Source organism: Qingshengfaniella alkalisoli, from assembly GCF_007855645.1.
Classification (GTDB): Bacteria; Pseudomonadota; Alphaproteobacteria; order Rhodobacterales; family Rhodobacteraceae; genus Qingshengfaniella; species Qingshengfaniella alkalisoli.
Genome location: NZ_CP042261.1, coordinates 1625950 through 1644318, shown reverse-complemented (window position 1 = coordinate 1644318; position 18369 = coordinate 1625950). Strand labels below are relative to the sequence as shown.

Below are 18369 nucleotides of genomic sequence, written 5' to 3'. Positions count from 1 at the left end.
CAAGGCCGCAACGATGAACGACATGACCGAGATGACAGTGCTGGATCAGGCCCATGCCGCGATGGATGCCGCACCGGAAGATGACCGTGCGCGCCTTCGATTCTATGAACGTGTCGCTGATTCAGAGCTGTTCCTGCTGTTGGAAGGCGAAGCCGAAGGGGACAATGTTGAGCCACGCCTGTTTCCGGTCGAGGATGGCCAATTCGCGTTGGCCTTTGATCGGGTCGAGCGGCTGCTTACCTTCACGGGCCAAACGGCGGCCTATGTCGCGCTTTCTGGGCGGGTACTGGCGGGGCTGCTTGCGGAGCAGGGCATCGGTCTAGGCTTGAACCTTGGTGTCGCCCCGTCAAGCTTTCTGATGCCGGCCGATGCATTGAAATGGCTGGTGGAGATGACCGAACTGGCACCGCAGTCGGATCAACGCAAGCCGGTTGAGCTGTCCGCCCCGAGCACGATCCCGGAAGATTTTCTGCGCTCTCTGGATGCGAAACTCGCACTGATGCAAGGCTATGCGAGTGAGGCGCTGTTGGTTTCGGTCCGCTATGATGACGGCGAAAAGGGGCATCTACTTGGCATTGTCGGCGCGTTGCCTGAAGCGCACGACGCGCTTGCTTCTGCTGTGGGCGAGACACTGCGCTTCAGTGGTATCGACGCTGCGAATCTCGACGTGGCATTCTTCGACGCCAACACCGAAATGGTAAGTCGTCTGCGCGCCGTGGGTCTGCGCTTCGATATCCCCGAACCCGAGCGAGCGAAGGTCACGATCCATAGGGCACCGGGAAGCGATCCGGACAAGCCGCCGAAACTACGTTAACGCGGTTTGTGGATGTGGGCGCTTTGGATGAGACCGAAGCCCACCATCAAGACCATCATCGCGGAGCCACCGTAAGACACAAGAGGAAGGGGCACACCCACGACCGGGGCAAGCCCCATTACCATTGACATATTCACCGCGAAGAACAGGAAGAACGTCGCGGAAAGACCGAGCGTCAGAAGCGAACTGAACCTGTCGCGATTGTTGTAAGCCGAGATCGCGCAGAACAGCAGGATCAGCATATAGAGCAGCAGCAGCGCTGTTGCGCCGGTGAAGCCGAATTCCTCGGCCAGTGTCGTGAAGATGAAATCGGTGTGCTTCTCGGGCAGGAAGTTAAGGCGGCTTTGCGTGCCTTGCATGAAGCCGCGTCCCGTCCATCCGCCAGACCCCAGTGCAATTTTGGACTGGGTGATGTGATACCCTGCGCCCAACGGGTCGTTAGCAGGGTCGAGGAACGTGTCGATCCGGCGGAACTGGTAGTCCTTCAGCAGTTGCCAGTCAGTCCCTCGAGAGCTCAGCACCAAGCTGACAGCGCTGACAGCGAGCCCGATGACGATTGCGAAGTAGATCCAGTGGACACCAGCGAGAAACATCATGATGCCCCCACCCGTTAGCAGCAAGATGGCGGTCCCCAAGTCCGGTTGTTTAATCGTCAACAGCGTAGGCAACAGGATCAGGATTACCGGGATCAAAACCCAGAAGGGATGCGATGTGCGGCGCAGATCGAGCCAGTCGTAATAAGCGGCGAGCATCATCACGAGTGCGATCTTCATCAATTCAGAAGGCTGCAGCTGCAAGAAGCCCAGGTCAATCCAGCGTTGTGCGCCCATGCCGACTTCGCCGATGAATTCCACCGCGACCAGCAGAACCAGCGACACCAAATACGCGAGCCCAGCCATGTTGCGCCAGAACCAGATGGGCACCAGCGCGATGCCCAGCATAACGGCGAAGCCGAAGGCAAAGCGTTCCATCTGCGGCTCGGCCCAAGGTTGGAACGACCCGCCGGCGACGGAATAGAGCATCAGGAAGCCGATCGAAGCAACGGCGCAGATGAGTATCAAAACCGGCCAGTTGAAGAACAGCAGTTTGCGAAAACCGCTTGGGACGGTTTTGACCGTGTATTCAAGATAGCTCATGCGCGGCTCCGAGGGGCCGTGTCGGGTTGATCGGTCGGGCGCAGGTCCATGGCTTCGTGAACTTCTCGCGCCTTCTCGCGTTGGCTTTCTGGATAGGCGTCCAGCGGAGGCACCTCGCCATACATGGCACGCAGTAGAATATCGCGCGCGATCGGCCCTGCAACGGAAGACCCGCCGCCACCGTGTTCCACGATAACCGACACAGCATAGCGCGGTGCATCATAAGGCGCATATGCCACGAATAATGCATGGTCGCGGCGATTCCAGGGCAGGTCTTCGTTTCGGAAAACACCTCTTGCACGCTCGGCTGCCGTGATGTTGCGAACCTGGCTTGTACCGGATTTCCCGGCGATCTTCATCGTGTCTTCGATTACCCGTAAGCTGTATCCTGTACCACGCCGCTCGTTGCAGACAGCGAACATACCCTTGCGAACGGCGGCCAGATGCATCGGGTGGACGTCGAGCGGGCCCTCATCCACGACTTGCTGTTCGACTCCGTCAATGGACTTGACCAGCCTCGGGCTGAGCATCCGCCCGCTCGCGAGACGGCTTGTCATCACCGAAAGCTGCAAAGGCGTGGCGAGCACGAACCCCTGACCGATGGACGCGTTCAGAGTGTCCCCGATGACCCAACTTGCGCTGCGGCTCTCTTGTTTCCACGCATGGTTCGGGGCGATGCCTTCGGCCACTGCAGACATGGGCAAATCATAACGGATACCGACGCCAAGTTTCTTGGCCATCTCCGAGATGCGGTCGATTCCAACGCGTTGCGCCACATCGTAGTAATAGACGTCACAGGACTGCTTCAGGCTTTCATGCAGGTTCATGTGCCCGTGTCCGCCGCCGCGCCAGCAATGGAAGCGCCTGTTGCCCGATTTCAGAAAGCCGGGGCAGTAGACGGTCTCGCCAAGCGAGACGACACCGGCCTCCAAAGCCGCCAGGGCCGTGATCATCTTGAAGGTCGAGCCGGGTGGATACATCCCTTGCACTGACTTGTTCGCCAGCGGGCGGTAAACGTTGCTGGTCAGAGTGCGGTAATCCGCGCTGGAAATTCCGCGAACAAACAGATTGGGGTCAAAGGATGGACTCGAACCGATGGCAACCAGATCGCCATTGGTGACATCGGTCACCACCGCGGACGCGCTTTCCCCTCCAAGCCGTGCCTGAACGTAGTTCTGCAAACCACTGTCGACGGTAAGCTGCAAGTTGCTGCCAGGGGTGCCCTCGGTGCGGGACAGTTCGCGCATTACGCGCCCGACCGCATTGACTTCTATCTGCGAATTCCCGGCTTTGCCGCGTAGCGTTTGTTCCATCTTGGACTCTACGCCGGTCTTGCCGATCTGGAACTTCGGGATCTGAAGCAACGGGTCCTGATCGTCCAATTGCGCCAGATCGTAGTCGCTGACCGGTCCGACATAGCCCACGACATGCGCGAAATCGTCCTTCAGCGGGTAGCTGCGGGAAAGGCCGACCTCCGGATGTACGCCGGGTAGCGCGGGACCGTTGACTGCCACGCGGGACAACTCGTCCCATGTCAGGCGATCGGCAACGGTTACGGGAACAAAGGCGCTAAGCCGTTCGGTCTCATTGATCGTGCGGGTGATGTCTTCGTCGCTGATCTGGACAATTTCTTTCAGCTTCTCGAGGATACGCGCCACATCGCCTGCATCCTCGCGCACGATCACGATCCGGTAGTTCGGGTCGTTCGCTGCCAGTTGCCGCCCGTTGCGATCAAAGATCAGACCGCGGGCAGGAGATAGCAGCCGGACATTGATCCGGTTTTCCTCGGCCAACATGCGGAACTGATCGGATTGCTGGATTTGCATGGAATACATTCGCCAGCCCAGCACTGAGGCAAACGCTACCTGCACGCCTCCTACGACCAAACCGCGCCGCGTAATGTGCCTTGAACTGATCGCTGAATCCTGTTGGATGCGTTTCATGCGCGTAGCCCTCTGATCCGACCGTAGCGCGGCTTGAGCCTGCGTATGCCTATGACATAATGGCTGAGAGCCAGTGTGAAAGGATAGGCCAGCACTGTCACGGGAACGACTGCTATTGTCCGCCAGTATGAAGGATGCTGGATAAAGAGCAACGCTTGCGCCAGCCAATTTGCCGTGACCACCGACAGGACCAGTCCCGTTATCAGGGCGATCTCGACCGTGAACGGGACGGGCCGGGGTGCGGGGTTGCGCGATCTTAGCAACGTACAGATTGCGGTGACAATGAGCGCGTTCAGGCCGGGAGGCCGATACAGGAAGAAGTCTGACAGAAGGAACATGACTGTGATCAGCCATGCGGGAAGATAATCTGGTCGTCGAAGCATCCATGCCAGCGTCAGACAAAGCATGATCTCAGGCGCTGGAAGATTGGGGAGCATCGGAGGCAGAGGTAACAAACGCACAAACAGCGCGCACCCACACAGCCCAACATAGATCAGCCCATGAACAACGCGATCAAGGAGGCGGTTGTCAGCCATCTGCCTTGGCCTCCGGTTGCGGCAGGAAGGGGCCGAACATTTCTCGTGGCGGTTCTGGGTCGGGCCAGCCGACCAGCCCGCCGTTCTCGTCGATCCGTTCCTGGCCACGGTGGCGCAGAACGCGCAGGAATTCCAGTCTTTCATAGTCCGCAGCGAGGTGAACGCGAAGCCGCCGGTCTGCTCCTTGAGCAACCTGTCCGATCAGCAAGTCTGCGGGAAACACATCGCCATCGCCCGAGGTGATGACTCGATCACCCGGTCGCACGTCGTCACTACTTTCAATGAAGTCGATCAACGGAAAGTTACTGTTGTCGCCGATCAACATCGCCTTCTGGCCCGATGGCTGGATGGTGACGGGCACGGCAGACGCTGGATCGTTCAGCAGGATCACACGTGATGTCTCGGTCCCGACACCTGATACACGCCCGACCAAGCCGATGCCGTCGATGGCTGCCCAACCATCTCGGACGCCGTCGCGCGTGCCGATATTCATTAACACCGACTGGCGAAAGGGCGATCCGCTATCGGCCACGACGCGGCCGGTGACATAGGTCAGCTTCGGGTCGAGCCGGACATTGTTCAGGTCCAAAAGCCGTGCGTTCTTCTGTTCCAGTTGAATGGCAGCCTCTTTCCACTCCTTCATCTGCTGGAGTTCACGGCGAAGCTGCTGATTCTGTTCGTAAATGTTTCTGTAAGACTGGAAATCCCCGACCATACGCATGAAGCTGCTGACGGGCACCAACGCCCATTCGAATTTGGGCAGCGTGGCGTCGATCAACTCGGTCCGTATTCGCTCCACACGCGGGTTGTCGATCCGCCAAACCAGAAGTAGTGACAGAAGTGCGAACATGATCAGGCCAAGTACGACCCGCCGGATCAACCGGTACTGATCGCTAATCTTGTCTGAATCCTGATGTGCCACTGCCGCTTCTCCGGGTCAGGTTGAACGGATCCCGACCGGGTTCGAGAGACGATGCAATGGCCCGGCGGAATTCTTAGCTGTCGTAGTCTATCACATGCCGGAGCTGTGCTTCATACTCCAGTGCCTTGCCTGTGCCCATCGCAACACAGTTGAGCGATTCATCCGCGACTGAAATCGCAAGACCGGTCTGCTCGCGCAGCGCGAGATCCAGATCACCAAGCAGGGCTCCGCCTCCCGTCAGCATGACCCCACGATCCACGATATCGGCCGCGAGATCCGGCGGCGTAGCTTCCAGTGCAGACATCACCGCCTCGCAGATCTGCTGGACCGGTTCGGACAGGGCCTCGGCTACTTGTGCCTGGCTTATCTCGGTCTCTTTCGGGACGCCGTTCAGCAGGTCTCGGCCACGGATTTGCATCGACGTGCCTCGCCCGTCATCGGGCATGCGCGCCGTGCCGATAGCGGTTTTGACGCGCTCCGCCGTGGATTCCCCGATCAACAGGTTATGCTGGCGACGCAAATAGTTCACGATGGCTTCGTCCATGCGGTCACCACCGACGCGGACGGAGCGGGCATAGACGATGTCACCCAGCGACAGAATGGCCACTTCCGTCGTACCGCCACCGATATCGACAACCATATTGCCAGTCGGGTCGGTGATCGGCATGCCTGCACCGATCGCGGCGGCAATCGGTTCGGCAATCAAGCCCGCGCGGCGCGCACCGGCAGACAGAACCGATTGACGAATGGCGCGCTTTTCAACGGGTGTCGCACCATGCGGCACACAGACGATGATCTTGGGCTTGGAAAACGTCGTCCGCTTGTGAACCTTGCGGATGAAATGCTTGATCATTTCTTCGGCGACATCGAAATCGGCAATCACGCCTTCGCGCATCGGACGAATGGCTTGGATGGAACCGGGTGTACGGCCGAGCATCAGCTTCGCGTCCTCGCCAACAGCAAGAACTTTTTTCACCCCATCTTTGACGTGGTAAGCGACGACGGACGGTTCGTTTAGAATAACACCCTTGCCTTTGACATAGACGAGCGTGTTCGCCGTGCCCAAGTCAATAGCCATGTCGGACGAAAACAAGCCGGCGAAAAGACGCATGTGACGGAATTCCTGTTGTGCCTCAAATTCAAATGCCCTGCGAGTCGATCCGCAGGTTGCAGGTCGTTATAGGACTCCATCTCTATGTGTGAAAGGGTTTCGGTAACCTGAATCAGCATGAAACCGCCAAGTGACGTGACTTCCCTGCGCAAGATTGATGCGCAGGGAAGCAGCTGGAACTGTCAGACCGTCGCGTCCTTGTAGCTGACGGCCTTGGTATCTTCGCCCGCACCGGAATTCTGGCGACGCACCAACAGGCGGTTCAGTGCAGCGACATAGGCCTTGGCAGACGCGACCACGGTATCCGTGTCGGCCGCTTGACCGGTGGCGATGTTGCCGTTTTCTTCCATGCGAACGCTGACGGTCGCCTGCGCGTCTGTACCTTCGGTCACCGCATGCACTTGGTAGAGTTGCAGTTTCGCTTCATGTGGGAACAATGCTGTCACCGCGTTGAAGGTTGCGTCGACCGGGCCATCACCCTGGGCCGTGACGCGCTTCTCGTTGCCATCGATACTCAGGATCAGATCGGCCGATTGCGGTGCTTCCGTGCCGCAGATCACACGAAGGAATTTCACTTGAATTCGGTCGTTCGCCGCGTCCAGAGAGCTTTCACGCATCAGCGCCAGCAGGTCGTCCTCATAGACTTCCTTCTTGCGGTCTGCGAGAGCCTTGAACCGGACGAAGACGTCCTTCAGTTGGTTATCACCCAGCTCGAAACCCAATTCGTTCAGCTTGGCCCGCAACGCGGCGCGACCCGAGTGCTTGCCCAGCACCAGATTGGTTTCGGACAGGCCCACATCTTCGGGGCGCATGATCTCGAACGTCTCGGCGTTCTTCAGCATCCCGTCCTGGTGGATACCCGATTCATGCGCGAAGGCGTTCTTGCCCACGATCGCCTTGTTGTACTGCACGGGAAAACCCGACACCGTTGCAACACGGCGGCTGATATTCATGATCTTGCGGCTGTCGATACCAGTCGTGAAGGGCATGATGTCGTTGCGGACCTTCATGGCCATCACGACTTCTTCCAGCGCCGTGTTGCCCGCGCGTTCGCCCAGCCCGTTGATCGTGCATTCGATCTGGCGTGCGCCGGCCTCGACTGCGGCCAGTGAGTTTGCGGTCGCCATGCCCAGATCGTTGTGGCAATGTGTGGCGAACACGATCTCATCGGCACCGGGGACCGTTTCGATCAGCCGCCGGATCAGGTCGGCGCTTTCGCGTGGGGCTGTGTAGCCCACGGTGTCGGGAATATTGATTGTTGTCGCACCGGCCTTGATCGCGATCTCGATCACGCGGCACAGATAGTCCCATTCGGTGCGCGTCGCATCCATCGGTGACCACTGCACGTTGTCGCACAAGTTGCGTGCATGGGTCACGGTGTCATGGATGCGGTCGGCCATCTCGTCCTGATTCAGGTTCGGGATGGCGCGGTGCAGCGGCGACGTGCCGATGAAAGTATGAATGCGGGGGCGTTCGGCATTGCGCACGGCTTCCCAGCAACGGTCTATGTCCTTGAAATTGGCACGGGCAAGGCCACAAATAACGGCGTTCTTCGAGCGGTCTGCGATCTCGCTGACGGCTTTGAAATCGCCTTCGGAGGCAATGGGGAAGCCCGCTTCGATGATGTCGACGCCCATGTCGTCGAGCATCTCGGCGATTTCCATCTTTTCGGCATGGGACATGGTCGCGCCGGGGCTTTGTTCGCCATCGCGCAGGGTCGTGTCAAAAATCAGGACGCGGTTCTCAGCTGTCTGTGTCATTGGGGTCGTTCCTGTGATCTTAGCCATTTGTCGTCAGAAAATCGGCGCGAAGGCATACCCCTGAGCGGTCGCGCCGGACGGCACGCTCAGAGGCGGCTAAGTAGAAGTAGAACGCAAAGCGCAGCATCGCCCGTCAGGGCGTTGGCTGTCGGCATATGTTGGTTGCGTTCCATGGCAGCGTTTATACAGGCAGCTTCGCAAAAGAAAACCCGCAAAAGACGGAAGATCGTTTCGCTGCGCTATTCACCGGCGGGCGCATCCTCGGAGACGTTTTCTTCGTCCTGCACGGGTTCTTCTGGTGCAGACTCGGCGCTTTCATCGATCGCGCCATCTTTCCAGATACCGCTTAGCGATTCGCCCGTCGCATAGCTCAGCGTGCCTTGCCCGTGGCGTTTGCCTTCCTTGAAGCTGCCTTCATAGACAGCGCCGTTCTCGTAGGTGGCTTTGCCCTCACCGGTGATCTGACCGTCCACCCAGTTGCCGGCGTAGGTCAGCTGTTCTGGAATGGTGATCGTGCCTTGTCCGTTGAACAGGTCTTCGGCGAAATTTCCGTCATACACTGTGCCGTTCGGGTAGCTTGCGGTGCCCTGGCCAGTGCGCTTGCCGTTCCGCCAGCCGCCTTCATAGGTGTATCCGTCCGGCGCTGTCAGTTTACCTTGCCCATGCTGCTGGCCGTTGCGGAACATGCCTGCATAGGTCGTGCCGTCCGGGCGTGTACTGGTGCCTTCTCCATCAATCACGCCCCGCGCCCAGTTTCCTTCGTAACTGCTGCCATCAGCATATTCGATCCGGCCTTGTCCATGTGGAAGGTTGGCTTCGAACATGCCGGTATAGGTTGATCCATCGGGGTAGGTCAGCATCCCTTCGCCTTGATGCACACCGTCGGCCCATGCCCCTTCGTAGCTGTAGCCATCCGCGCCAGTGAACTTACCTTGACCATGGCGGTGATCGTTCTTGAAGGTCCCTTCATAGATATCGCCATTGGCGTAGGTCATTTTGCCGTTGCCATCACGTTTTCCGGTGACGAGCGTGCCTTCATAGACATCGCCGTTAACGTAGTTGACTGTGCCGAAACCACTCATCTGGTCGCTGACCCATGCGCCGTCATAGCTGAAACCGTCGGGTATCGTCAGCTTGCCCTGGCCGTTGCGCTGGTCGGCAAGCATCTCGCCTTCGTAGACTGATCCGTCAGGATAGGTGATCTTGGCTTCTCCAGACCTGACGCCATTGTCCCATGCGCCCTCATAGATGTAGCCATCCGCGCTGGTCCAAATGCCCTGACCGTGCCGCTTGTTGTCCTGGAAATCGCCCTCATAGATTGATCCGTCAGCATAGGTTGCGGTGCCTTCGCCGTCCAGCTTACCGTCTATCCAAGAGCCTGAAATTACGGAACCGTCGAGCAAGGCAATCTGGCCCTGACCATCGGGTTTGCCGTTCTGAAACGCGCCCTCATAGACCGACCCGTCCACAAATTTCGCAACGCCTTGCCCGGATCTTTCGCCGTCCACCCACGCGCCATCGTATTCATAGCCGTTGGGCAACGTGAAGCGGCCTTCGCCGTGGGGCTTGCCGCCTTTCATGGTGCCCTCGTAAATGCCACCGTTCGAGAATTGCTGTGTCACGATTTGCCCTGTGCCCTGAGCGAGTGACGGAACCATGCCCGTCAACGTGATGCCAATCGCGAGCGCAAGGGCGGAAATTCCTGTCGAACGGGCGGTGGATGTCATGACTTGAGCCTTTCTCCGGGCGCTGCTCTTGCTCAATGCGTAGTCGATTGCGACGCGGCTGACAATAATTCTGCGTCCCCGCCTTTTCCCCCGGCGAGATGCATTCTACACCGAGCCTGACAATCAGGAGTGCAAGATGCCAGAAACCTTCCGTCTCGCCATCGGCCAGCTCAACCCGATCGTCGGGGACATCGAGGGAAACGCCGCAAAAGCGGTCACCGCGTGGCAATCCGCGAAGGAAATGGGTGCCGATATGATCGGGCTGCCGGAGATGTTTATCACCGGCTACCAAACGCAGGACCTGGTTTTGAAGCCGGCCTTCCACGCCGCAGCGATCCGGCGGATCGAGGAGTTGGCGACCGAGTGCGCGGATGGACCTGCTGTGGGCATTGGCGGGCCGTGGGTCGAGGGGGGAAGCCTATACAACGCCTATTTCGTGCTGCAGGGTGGCGAGGTCGTGGCGCGCGTGCTCAAACACGATCTGCCCAACGGTCAGGTGTTCGACGAGGAGCGGCTGTTCGAAGCCGGCCCCGTCTCCGGACCTTACCGCATCGGTCCGCTCCGCATCGGAACGCCCATCTGCGAGGACGCCTGGGGTCCGGATGTTGCTGAAACGCTTGCCGAGGTCGGCGCGGAGGTGCTGTTCGTTCCCAACGGATCGCCCTATCACCGGAACAAGAACGATCTGCGCAAACATGTGATGGTCGAGCGGGTCATCGAAACCGGGTTGCCGCTGGTCTATCTGAACATGCTGGGTGGCCAGGATGATCAGTATTTCGATGGGGCGAGCTTCGCCTTGAACCCAGGCGGTGAACTGGCTGTGCAACTGCCGTCCTCCACAGAATGTGTCGGGTTGATAGAGATCGGGCAGACTGAGGACGGTTGGCGCGTCAAGCAGGGCGAGCTGGCACCGCTGCCCGGCGAATGGGAGCAGGACTATCGCGCGATGGTCGAAACCCTGCGCGACTATATGCGCAAATCGGGCTTCTCGAAGGTCGTCCTGGGGTTGTCCGGCGGCGTGGATAGCGCACTTGTCGCCGTCATCGCGGCGGATGCGCTCGGGCCTGAGAACGTCCATTGCATCATGCTGCCGTCCGAATACACGTCACGGGAGTCGCTCGACGACGCCGCGAGCGTCGCGAATGCGCTGGGATGCAAGCTGGACACCGTTCCCATCTCGGAGCCTCGCGCGGCGGTGACGAAGGTGCTGGAACCACTGTTTGACGGTCTGGCTCCTGATCTGACCGAGGAAAACATCCAGTCGCGCCTGCGCGGCGTGCTCTTGATGGCGCTGAGCAACAAGCTGGGAGAGATGCTTCTGACGACCGGCAACAAGTCCGAAGTCGCAGTTGGCTACGCGACGATTTATGGCGACATGGCGGGTGGATACAATCCGATCAAGGATCTCTACAAGACGCGGGTGTTCGAGACCTGCCGCTGGCGAAATGTCAATCACCGTCCATGGATGATGGGGCCGGAGGGAGAGGTGATCGCGCCGCGCATCATCGACAAGCCGCCAAGTGCCGAGTTGCGGGAAGATCAGAAGGACGAAGACAGCTTGCCGCCCTACGATCAACTCGACCGCATCCTGGAGATGCTGGTTGATCTGGATTTGTCATTGGCCGAGGTTGTTGCGGAAGGATTTGACGAGGATGTTGTGCGCAAAGTTGAAGGGCTGATCTACACGTCTGAATACAAGCGCTTCCAATCAGCCCCCGGGACGCGATTGACGAAACGTGCCTTCTGGCTGGATCGTCGCTATCCGATCGTGAACAGGTGGCGCGACCGGGGGTAGGCGAACCTGCCCCCGGCAAATGGGCCGACGCTACAGCATGGTCTGGTAGCTTGACGGAACGAAACGGAATCCGTCATCACGCTTGGCTGCATAACCCAAAGCTGGGAATGGCATGTGATAGCCGATGAAGGGGGTGCGCTCTGATGATAGCTGTTCGAGCAGACCGCGCCGAGTTGCTGCGGCCATTTCCTTATCCACGTCGAAGCTGACCTCCCAATCGGGGTATCCCAGTGACCAGACATAGTGGTTCGCCGTGTCGGCGATCAGTGTCAGCTCCTGACCTGCGCTTTCGACGTGGTAGGCCATATGACCGGGCGTATGACCGAATGCTTCGATTGCGGTCATGCCTGACGCGACCTCGCCTCCGCCTTCCAGGAAGGTCATCTTGTCGTTGAGCGGGGCAACCTTGGCCTTGAAGCCGTCATTGTCTTGCTCTGCCCAATAATTGTGTTCGACAGAACCGGTGACGAAACGCGCATTGGGAAAGGTCGGGTCTCCCGCATCGGTCATCAGGCCGCCGATATGGTCGCCATGCATGTGCGTAATCACCACGGTGTCGATCTGATCCGGAGTGTAGCCTGCATCGCCAAGGACGCCGGTGATCCCGTCAGCGTTCAATCCCGTGTCGAAAAGGATGAGTTCAGAACCCGTGTTGACCAGCGTCGGCGTGAAAAAGAACTGTGCCTTGTCATCGGGGATGAAGTTTTCCGTGGAGACCTGGCTAAATTCATCCGGCGATGCATTCAGGCCGAAAATACTATGAGGCTCTTCGCGCGTCGCTGTGCCCGCAAGCAATACGGTCATGGAAAAATCTCCATGGCGGAAGCGCTTGAAGGTGTTCAAGCTTGGTTCCTTGATGTCGGTTGCAGCGCTGGCCATGGTCACGCCTGTCGAGGCGAGCGGAAGCGCGGCTGCGGAAGCAAGAGCTTGTCGGCGGGTAAGCTTGGACATGTTTGTTCTCCCTGTTTCTGGCGGTAGCCTACCACACCGATACGGATATTGCTCCCCATCGGATCACAGCCACCATTGGTCTACACGCGAGATATCTTCATCGTTCCAACCGAAATGATGCGCGACTTCGTGGACGACAATATGGCTAACCAGATCGGCCAATGACACGTTTCCCCTTTCGATCCACTCGTCCAGAATCGCACGGCGAAACAGCCAGATCGTGTCCGGTCCCATCGGCTGATCCATCACCGACTTTTCCGTAAGCGGAATGCCGTCATATAAGCCCGTCAGCGAAAAGGGGTCGTCGATCTTCAACTCCTCGAGCATGCTGTCATCGGCAAGCTCTGCCACTCGCAGGGCAATTTGACGTGCTGCGGGGGCATGGGGTGCAGGGATCGCTTCAATCGCTGCACGTGCCAAGGTGTAGATGTCGTCGGATGAGGGGGCGAGCCCAGTGTCACTTTGATCTGTCATAGCGCAGGATATGGACAAAAGCGGGCGCTTGTGAAAGAGGTCTGCGCCTGAAGGAGCCTGACATGACCACGACGCGTTTTGCCCCGTCCCCGACGGGATACATTCATATTGGCAACCTGCGCACCGCGCTGTTCAACTTCCTGATCGCGCGACAATCGGGGGGCACCTTCATCCTGCGCATCGACGACACGGATCCGGAGCGGTCCAGGGAAGAATATATCGATGCCATCAAGGAAGATCTCGAATGGCTGGGCCTGATATGGGACCGCATCGAGCGTCAGTCCGACCGCCTGGACCGGTACGCCGAGGCCGCTGACAAACTGCGCGACATGGGCCGGTTCTACGAGGCGTTCGAGACGCCGACAGAGCTGGATCTGAAGCGCAAGAAGCAGCTCAACATGGGTAAGCCACCCGTGTATGATCGATCCGCACTGGCTCTGACCGATGAAGAAAAGGCCAAGCTGCGCGAAGGCCGGTCGGGCCACTGGCGATTCCTGCTCAATCACGAGCGCATCGAGTGGCAGGACGGTATTCTCGGTGACATCTCGATCGACGCGGCGAGTGTGTCTGATCCCGTTCTGATCCGCGGCGACGGTCAGGTGCTGTATACGCTCGCCTCTGTTGTGGACGACATTGAGATGGGCGTCACGGATGTCGTGCGCGGCTCCGACCATGTGACCAACACGGCGACGCAGATTCAAATGATCGAAGCGCTTGGCGGCGCGGCACCACGGTTTGCCCACCATTCCCTGTTGACAGGGCCGCAGGGTGAAGCCCTGTCCAAGCGGCTGGGCACCCTTTCGATCCGTGATATGCGTGCAAAGGGAATCGAGCCTATGGCGCTGCTGAGCTTGATGGCTCGGCTCGGATCGTCCGATCCGGTTGAACTGCGTGGTTCGATCGACGAGTTGGTGGACGGTTTCGATATTGCCCATTTCGGATCCGCTCCGACCAAGTTCGATGAGGCAGACCTCGTGCCAATGACCGCCCGTGTCCTTGCGAGCCAGCCCTTTGAAGCGGTGCGTGACCGAGTCTTGGCACAGGGTGTGGCTGCGGATCAGGCCGAACGTTTCTGGCTGGTGATGCGCGATAACATCAACGGAATGAATGACTTGACCGAATGGTGGGCGATTGTATCGGAAGGGGCCGAGATGCAAGTGGACCCTGAAGATGCCGCATTCATTGACGAGGCCATGGCGCTTTTGCCTGAAGGCCCCTTTGACGATACCACATGGAAACTGTGGACCGATGAGGTGAAAGCCAAGACGGGCCGCAAGGGTCGAGGCCTGTTCATGCCGTTGCGCAAGGCCCTGACTGGGCGGGCGCACGGGCCAGACATGGGTGATTTCATGCCCTTGATGCGGGCCCTTCCGCGCAAAGTTTAGGGCGCCTCAGATCGCGTTGTGCAGCTGCCTGACCGGATGAATACCAAGCTCGTGCAGGTGGGCGTCCACCTGCACGGTTTCGTTTTCTGACAGTTTCTGGTGCCGGGGGTATCGCGGCGTGTGCCTGTCATCCAGGACAGGACGATCCCAGTTATCCGTCGAGGCAAAAAACCGTGCGACGCCATCTTCGCCGAAATGGGTCAGAAAGCCTTGAACAACAACATCAAGATAGCTGAGCAAGATGGGGGCAGCGGTGTCACTAAGCTCGATGTCGTCCCGTACCTGATAGACCTGTACGTCCAAGCCGGACACCGACCGGGCCGCGTGCCGTCCGTAGCCGCTTTCGCGCTGGTCGAGCGCGGCCCAATCATTACCGGGTACCTGCGCCGTCATTCCGTCGATCCGTTGGCCTGAAACCGGCCGGACCGAGAGAAGGGCAGGGCCACGCCCGGCAACTCCGCACCATTTGCGCCGCCATCCGTCCAGTGAACAGGGGCGCGTCGCCGGATAGCTGTGCGTGTTGAGATTGACGAGTGAACCATATCCGAAGAAGTAGCTGGCCGGCACGTTTGTGTCCTTTCTTGTTGTGCCCCTGAATATTGACAATCCAATCGGTCTTTAGCAAACCAATCGTCAGGGGGCCGTAGCTCAGTTGGGAGAGCGCGTCGTTCGCAATGACGAGGTCGTCGGTTCGATCCCGATCGGCTCCACCAACTTGGTCTTCATGCGTGGGTTCAGTGCGGCCGGCGCTAGTTATGCAGGTCTCGCGCCCAACTTGTGATGATCGACACGGTGCGTGCGGTTTGGCCCGGGGAAAGCGCGTCGCCTGCAAGAACATGCGCATCCGGGTCGTCGCCTTCGGCCATGACAACCGGCACGATTTCATGTGGGCCGCCCCAATCCGCAGCGAGCTGACGTGTCGTCTTGGGGTCGGCTACCGTGTCCCCTTGTGCGACAAAGAACAAGGCGGGGACGTCGATGGCCTCGACATCCATGGATCTGGCGTAGCGGGAGACCGCCCCCAGCGATGCAAGCGCTTCGGTCGGATAGCGGTTGGTCCAATGCGCGGCGTGGGCGTCGTTGCGCGGCTCGAAGCCCCGTTCTTCACCGACCAGCCAAGGACCCCATATGCGTGCGCCGGGCCATTCGATACTGGCGCCCGCGATACCCTTCAGGCGAAAACCGGGGGAAAGCATGACAACTCCTGCAAGGTCGTCCGGGGACTGCTGGGCACCGATTGCAGTCAAGGCACCCCCCATCGAGGTGCCAATGAGGATCACCCGCTCGCCGATGCGTCGACCGATGGCGATAGCCTCTGACAGATCGTCAATCCAGTCGTTGGGAAGCGCCTTGCCCAGTTCATCGCTGTCGACGCCGTGACCTGTAAGCCGGGACAGGTACAGATTTGCGCCAAGGTTCTCGGCGATCTGCTGTGGAACGGGCGAAAGCTCTTGCGCGCTGGCGGAGAACCCGTGGAGATAAACGATACTTAAAGGGGTTTGCGCGTCGGTCTGGCCTGCCCAGATGATCTGCTTTTGCGCGCCATCCCTCAGGCCGGGTTGCATGCGTTCTTTCTCGGCGAGCCACGCATCGAGGTTTTCTCCGATGGTGGCGGAATCGATCCTGCGGGTGGGGTCGATCTCTTCCTTCGGGATGATCACCCACAAACTGGAAAGTGCCGCCCCAAGGACGAGAACGGCGAGCAAGAGCCACTTCAGGACGACGAGCATGCCTTTGCCTCCACCCGATCAATCACCTCCTTGATAGAGGTTTCGATCAGGTCAAGGCAATCATTTGATGAGAAACGATGATCTGCGCCGTCTACGAGGATCAGTCGCAGGTCCTGGCCTTCCGCGTGATCCAGCAGGCGCAGAGCCGTGGCGCGGCTGACATCTGCATCGGCGGTACCTTGCAGGAAGCGGACGGGGAATGCCAGCGGCAGTGGGCTGCGTAGAACCAGATGGTTGCGCCCGTCTTCGATCAGGTGCTGCGTGATCACATAGGGCTCGCCATAGTCGCTGGGTAGAAGGACACGACCATTGAGGTCCAATTCCGCTTTCTGGGAATCAGAGAACCCGGCCCACATGCTATCCTCGGTGAAATCGGGTGCGGCTGCTATGGTGACCAAACCTGCGATCTTAGCGCTGATCCGTTGGGTGCATAACAATGAAATCCAGCCACCCATGGATGACCCGACCAGAATTTGTGGCCCGCGGGTCAATCGATTGATGGCTTCAATAGCGTCCTCAGCCCAATCGCCAATGCAGCCTCGGTCGAATGTGCCCTCCGACTGACCATGGCCAGAGTAGTCGAACCGCAAGAAGGCTCGGCCCTCCCGTTTGGCCCAGTCTTCAAGATGAACGGCTTTGGTGCCTTCCATGTCGGACTTGAAGCCGCCGAGGAATACGATGCCGGGGCCAGAACCACCGATGCAATGATAGGCAAGACGGCGCCCTTGCGCTGTCGTCAGAAACTCAGGTGTCATATCGGTCAAGCTGCGTTGGTGGTTTTCCTGGACGCTGGCTGCGATTTGGAATTGGCGTCAATGAACTCCAGCACCAGCGGCCGAATGTTGTTGCGCCAGCTCTTACCCGCGAAAATGCCGTAATGCCCAGCACCCGGTTCCAAGTGACTGGCCTTCTTGCTGTCCGGCAGACCTGTCAGAAGGTCAAGCGCGGCAAGGCACTGGCCCGGCGCGCTGATGTCGTCCCGCTCGCCTTCCACGATTTTCACGGCAACATTGGTGATCTTGCCTATGTCCACATGCTCGCCTTTGACCTTGAAGGCATTGCGCGCGACTTCACGGTTCTTGAAGATGCGCTGGACGGTGCTGAGGTAAAACTCGGCGGTCATATCCATCACGGCCAGATATTCGTCGTAGAAGCGGTTATGATGGTCGTGGTCGCTGGCCTCACCCTTTGCGACGCGGAGCATCTGGTCGAAAAAGGCCTTGCCGTGACGCTCGGCGTTCATGGACATGAAGGATGTCAGTTGCAGTAGTCCAGGATAGACCATCCGTCCGGAACCTGCATATTTGAAACCGACCCGCTGGATCGTCATCTCGTGCAGTTGTCCCATGCTCACGCGGTGGCCGAAATCGGTGACCTCGGTCGGCGCGGCGTCAGGGTCGATAGGACCGCCGATCAGTGTCAGGCTGCGCGGTTGCGCGTCAGGATTCTTGTCCGCGAGGTAAGCCGTTGCGGTCAAGGCGAGTGGCGCCGGTTGGCAAACCGCGATCACATGGATGTCGGAACCCAGATGCTCGATGAAATCAGACAGGTAGAGCGAATAGTCCTCTACGTCGAATTTGCCCTTGGATACGGGGATGTCGCGGGCATTGTGCCAGTCGGTAACATAGACCTCGCAGTCGGGCAGCAGGCTGACGACCGTGGACCGCATGAGCGTTGCGTAGTGGCCCGACATCGGCGCGACGAGAAGTACCTTGCGCTTGCGCTCCGCGAGGCCCTGCACATCGAATTTGATCAGGTCGCCGAAAGGGCGTTCGACCAGAACCCGCGTGGCGACCACGTGGTCGCGTCCGTCTTCGCCGACGACGCTTTGGATGCCCCAGTCGGGCTTGGCGACCATCCGCGCAAAACTGCGCTCGGTTACTTCGCCCCAGGCGGCCATCATCTGGAAGGCGGGTGACGGGGCGAGGCCGGTGGCTGGATATGATGCAAATGCACGCGCCGTCGCCCCCAGCCACTGGTTGGTGTTGCGCACGGTTTCCATGAAGTCATATGTGGCCATGTAGCGCATGACATCTCCTGCATTTTATCGCGGAGCCTGAACCGGAACAGAATCGTTGCTTGCCC

The 18369-nt window shown here is 59.1% G+C and carries 16 protein-coding genes and 1 tRNA gene; 4 read left to right on the top strand and 13 right to left on the bottom strand.

Going from position 1 to position 18369, the window contains the following annotated elements; translation table 11 throughout:
• Positions 1-22 precede the first annotated feature (22 nt).
• A complete protein-coding gene (locus FPZ52_RS08250; protein ID WP_146364993.1) occupies positions 23-814 on the top strand; it encodes an SseB family protein in 792 nt (263 codons plus the stop codon).
• Here FPZ52_RS08250 and rodA read toward each other — a convergent pair.
• The 7 genes from rodA to FPZ52_RS08215 all read right to left on the bottom strand — a co-directional run bounded on the left by rodA (position 811) and on the right by FPZ52_RS08215 (position 9949).
• Positions 811-1950: a rod shape-determining protein RodA gene (gene rodA / locus FPZ52_RS08245; RefSeq protein ID WP_146364992.1), complete on the bottom strand. Its 1140-nt coding sequence runs from the start codon at positions 1948-1950 to the stop codon at positions 811-813. The genes FPZ52_RS08250 and rodA overlap by 4 nt on opposite strands.
• Positions 1947-3893, bottom strand: a complete 1947-nt coding sequence (gene mrdA, locus FPZ52_RS08240) for a penicillin-binding protein 2 (RefSeq protein ID WP_146364991.1) — start codon at positions 3891-3893, stop codon at positions 1947-1949. Before mrdA ends, rodA begins: the two co-directional genes overlap by 4 nt.
• Positions 3890-4429 carry a hypothetical protein gene (locus FPZ52_RS08235; RefSeq protein WP_146364990.1) on the bottom strand — a complete coding sequence of 180 codons (540 nt, stop codon included), beginning with the start codon at positions 4427-4429 and terminating at the stop codon, positions 3890-3892. The genes mrdA and FPZ52_RS08235 overlap by 4 nt, the downstream gene beginning before the upstream one ends.
• Entirely contained in the window at positions 4422-5351 is a 930-nt protein-coding gene (mreC, locus tag FPZ52_RS08230; protein WP_240804326.1) for a rod shape-determining protein MreC, read from the bottom strand. The genes FPZ52_RS08235 and mreC overlap by 8 nt, the downstream gene beginning before the upstream one ends.
• Before the next feature lie 73 nt (positions 5352-5424).
• A complete protein-coding gene (locus FPZ52_RS08225) occupies positions 5425-6462 on the bottom strand; it encodes a rod shape-determining protein (protein ID WP_146364989.1) in 1038 nt (345 codons plus the stop codon).
• A 182-nt stretch (positions 6463-6644) separates the two neighbouring features.
• Positions 6645-8222, bottom strand: a complete 1578-nt coding sequence (locus FPZ52_RS08220; protein ID WP_146364988.1) for a 2-isopropylmalate synthase — start codon at positions 8220-8222, stop codon at positions 6645-6647.
• Between the two features lie 239 nt (positions 8223-8461).
• Entirely contained in the window at positions 8462-9949 is a 1488-nt protein-coding gene (locus FPZ52_RS08215; protein WP_146364987.1) for an MORN repeat-containing protein, read from the bottom strand.
• Positions 9950-10085: 136 nt separating this feature from the next.
• Between FPZ52_RS08215 and FPZ52_RS08210 the strand changes: the two genes are divergently transcribed.
• Positions 10086-11744 carry an NAD+ synthase gene (locus tag FPZ52_RS08210; RefSeq protein WP_146364986.1) on the top strand — a complete coding sequence of 553 codons (1659 nt, stop codon included), beginning with the start codon at positions 10086-10088 and terminating at the stop codon, positions 11742-11744.
• Positions 11745-11774: 30 nt separating this feature from the next.
• On the opposite strand, the gene FPZ52_RS08205 is transcribed toward FPZ52_RS08210, so the two are convergent.
• Both FPZ52_RS08205 and FPZ52_RS08200 read right to left on the bottom strand, forming a co-directional pair.
• Complete coding sequence (locus FPZ52_RS08205; RefSeq protein ID WP_146364985.1) at positions 11775-12695, bottom strand: MBL fold metallo-hydrolase; 921 nt, start codon at positions 12693-12695, stop codon at positions 11775-11777.
• 63 nt (positions 12696-12758) lie between these two features.
• Positions 12759-13169, bottom strand: coding sequence for a metallopeptidase family protein (locus tag FPZ52_RS08200; RefSeq protein WP_146364984.1), 411 nt, complete (start codon positions 13167-13169; stop codon positions 12759-12761).
• Between the two features lie 62 nt (positions 13170-13231).
• On the opposite strand from FPZ52_RS08200, the gene gltX reads away from it, so the two are divergent.
• Positions 13232-14554: a glutamate--tRNA ligase gene (gene gltX, locus FPZ52_RS08195; protein ID WP_146364983.1), complete on the top strand. Its 1323-nt coding sequence runs from the start codon at positions 13232-13234 to the stop codon at positions 14552-14554.
• Positions 14555-14560: 6 nt separating this feature from the next.
• Here gltX and FPZ52_RS08190 read toward each other — a convergent pair whose 3' ends face one another.
• Positions 14561-15121 (bottom strand): gamma-glutamylcyclotransferase family protein, encoded by a 561-nt coding sequence (locus FPZ52_RS08190; RefSeq protein WP_146364982.1) that lies wholly within the window; start codon positions 15119-15121, stop codon positions 14561-14563.
• A gap of 70 nt (positions 15122-15191) precedes the next feature.
• On the opposite strand from FPZ52_RS08190, the gene FPZ52_RS08185 reads away from it, so the two are divergent.
• A tRNA-Ala gene (locus tag FPZ52_RS08185) sits at positions 15192-15267 on the top strand.
• A gap of 36 nt (positions 15268-15303) precedes the next feature.
• On the opposite strand, the gene FPZ52_RS08180 is transcribed toward FPZ52_RS08185, so the two are convergent.
• Genes FPZ52_RS08180 through phaZ form a run of 3 tightly spaced genes read right to left on the bottom strand, consistent with a single transcriptional unit; the run spans position 15304 to position 18313 of the window.
• Positions 15304-16284 (bottom strand): alpha/beta hydrolase, encoded by a 981-nt coding sequence (locus FPZ52_RS08180; RefSeq protein ID WP_146364981.1) that lies wholly within the window; start codon positions 16282-16284, stop codon positions 15304-15306.
• Entirely contained in the window at positions 16269-17039 is a 771-nt protein-coding gene (locus tag FPZ52_RS08175) for an alpha/beta fold hydrolase (RefSeq protein WP_146365705.1), read from the bottom strand. Before FPZ52_RS08175 ends, FPZ52_RS08180 begins: the two co-directional genes overlap by 16 nt.
• Before the next feature lie 5 nt (positions 17040-17044).
• The gene (gene phaZ / locus FPZ52_RS08170) at positions 17045-18313 is read right to left on the bottom strand and encodes a polyhydroxyalkanoate depolymerase (RefSeq protein WP_146364980.1); all 1269 of its coding nucleotides are present in this window, start codon (positions 18311-18313) and stop codon (positions 17045-17047) included.
• Positions 18314-18369: the final 56 nt, after the last annotated feature.

Excerpts from the sequence above, each read along its gene's own strand:
- FPZ52_RS08175 (WP_146365705.1), bottom strand. The coding sequence starts at position 17,039 with ATGACACCTGAGTTTCTGACGACAGCGCAAGGGCGCCGTCTTGCCTAT.
- FPZ52_RS08225 (WP_146364989.1), bottom strand. The coding sequence starts at position 6,462 with ATGCGTCTTTTCGCCGGCTTGTTTTCGTCCGACATGGCTATTGACTTG.
- FPZ52_RS08210 (WP_146364986.1), top strand. The coding sequence starts at position 10,086 with ATGCCAGAAACCTTCCGTCTCGCCATCGGCCAGCTCAACCCGATCGTC.
- gltX (WP_146364983.1), top strand. The coding sequence starts at position 13,232 with ATGACCACGACGCGTTTTGCCCCGTCCCCGACGGGATACATTCATATT.
- FPZ52_RS08235 (WP_146364990.1), bottom strand. The coding sequence starts at position 4,429 with ATGGCTGACAACCGCCTCCTTGATCGCGTTGTTCATGGGCTGATCTAT.
- FPZ52_RS08220 (WP_146364988.1), bottom strand. The coding sequence starts at position 8,222 with ATGACACAGACAGCTGAGAACCGCGTCCTGATTTTTGACACGACCCTG.
- FPZ52_RS08205 (WP_146364985.1), bottom strand. The coding sequence starts at position 12,695 with ATGTCCAAGCTTACCCGCCGACAAGCTCTTGCTTCCGCAGCCGCGCTT.
- mrdA (WP_146364991.1), bottom strand. The coding sequence starts at position 3,893 with ATGAAACGCATCCAACAGGATTCAGCGATCAGTTCAAGGCACATTACG.
- phaZ (WP_146364980.1), bottom strand. The coding sequence starts at position 18,313 with ATGCGCTACATGGCCACATATGACTTCATGGAAACCGTGCGCAACACC.
- FPZ52_RS08215 (WP_146364987.1), bottom strand. The coding sequence starts at position 9,949 with ATGACATCCACCGCCCGTTCGACAGGAATTTCCGCCCTTGCGCTCGCG.
- FPZ52_RS08200 (WP_146364984.1), bottom strand. The coding sequence starts at position 13,169 with ATGACAGATCAAAGTGACACTGGGCTCGCCCCCTCATCCGACGACATC.
- FPZ52_RS08180 (WP_146364981.1), bottom strand. The coding sequence starts at position 16,284 with ATGCTCGTCGTCCTGAAGTGGCTCTTGCTCGCCGTTCTCGTCCTTGGG.
- rodA (WP_146364992.1), bottom strand. The coding sequence starts at position 1,950 with ATGAGCTATCTTGAATACACGGTCAAAACCGTCCCAAGCGGTTTTCGC.
- FPZ52_RS08250 (WP_146364993.1), top strand. The coding sequence starts at position 23 with ATGACCGAGATGACAGTGCTGGATCAGGCCCATGCCGCGATGGATGCC.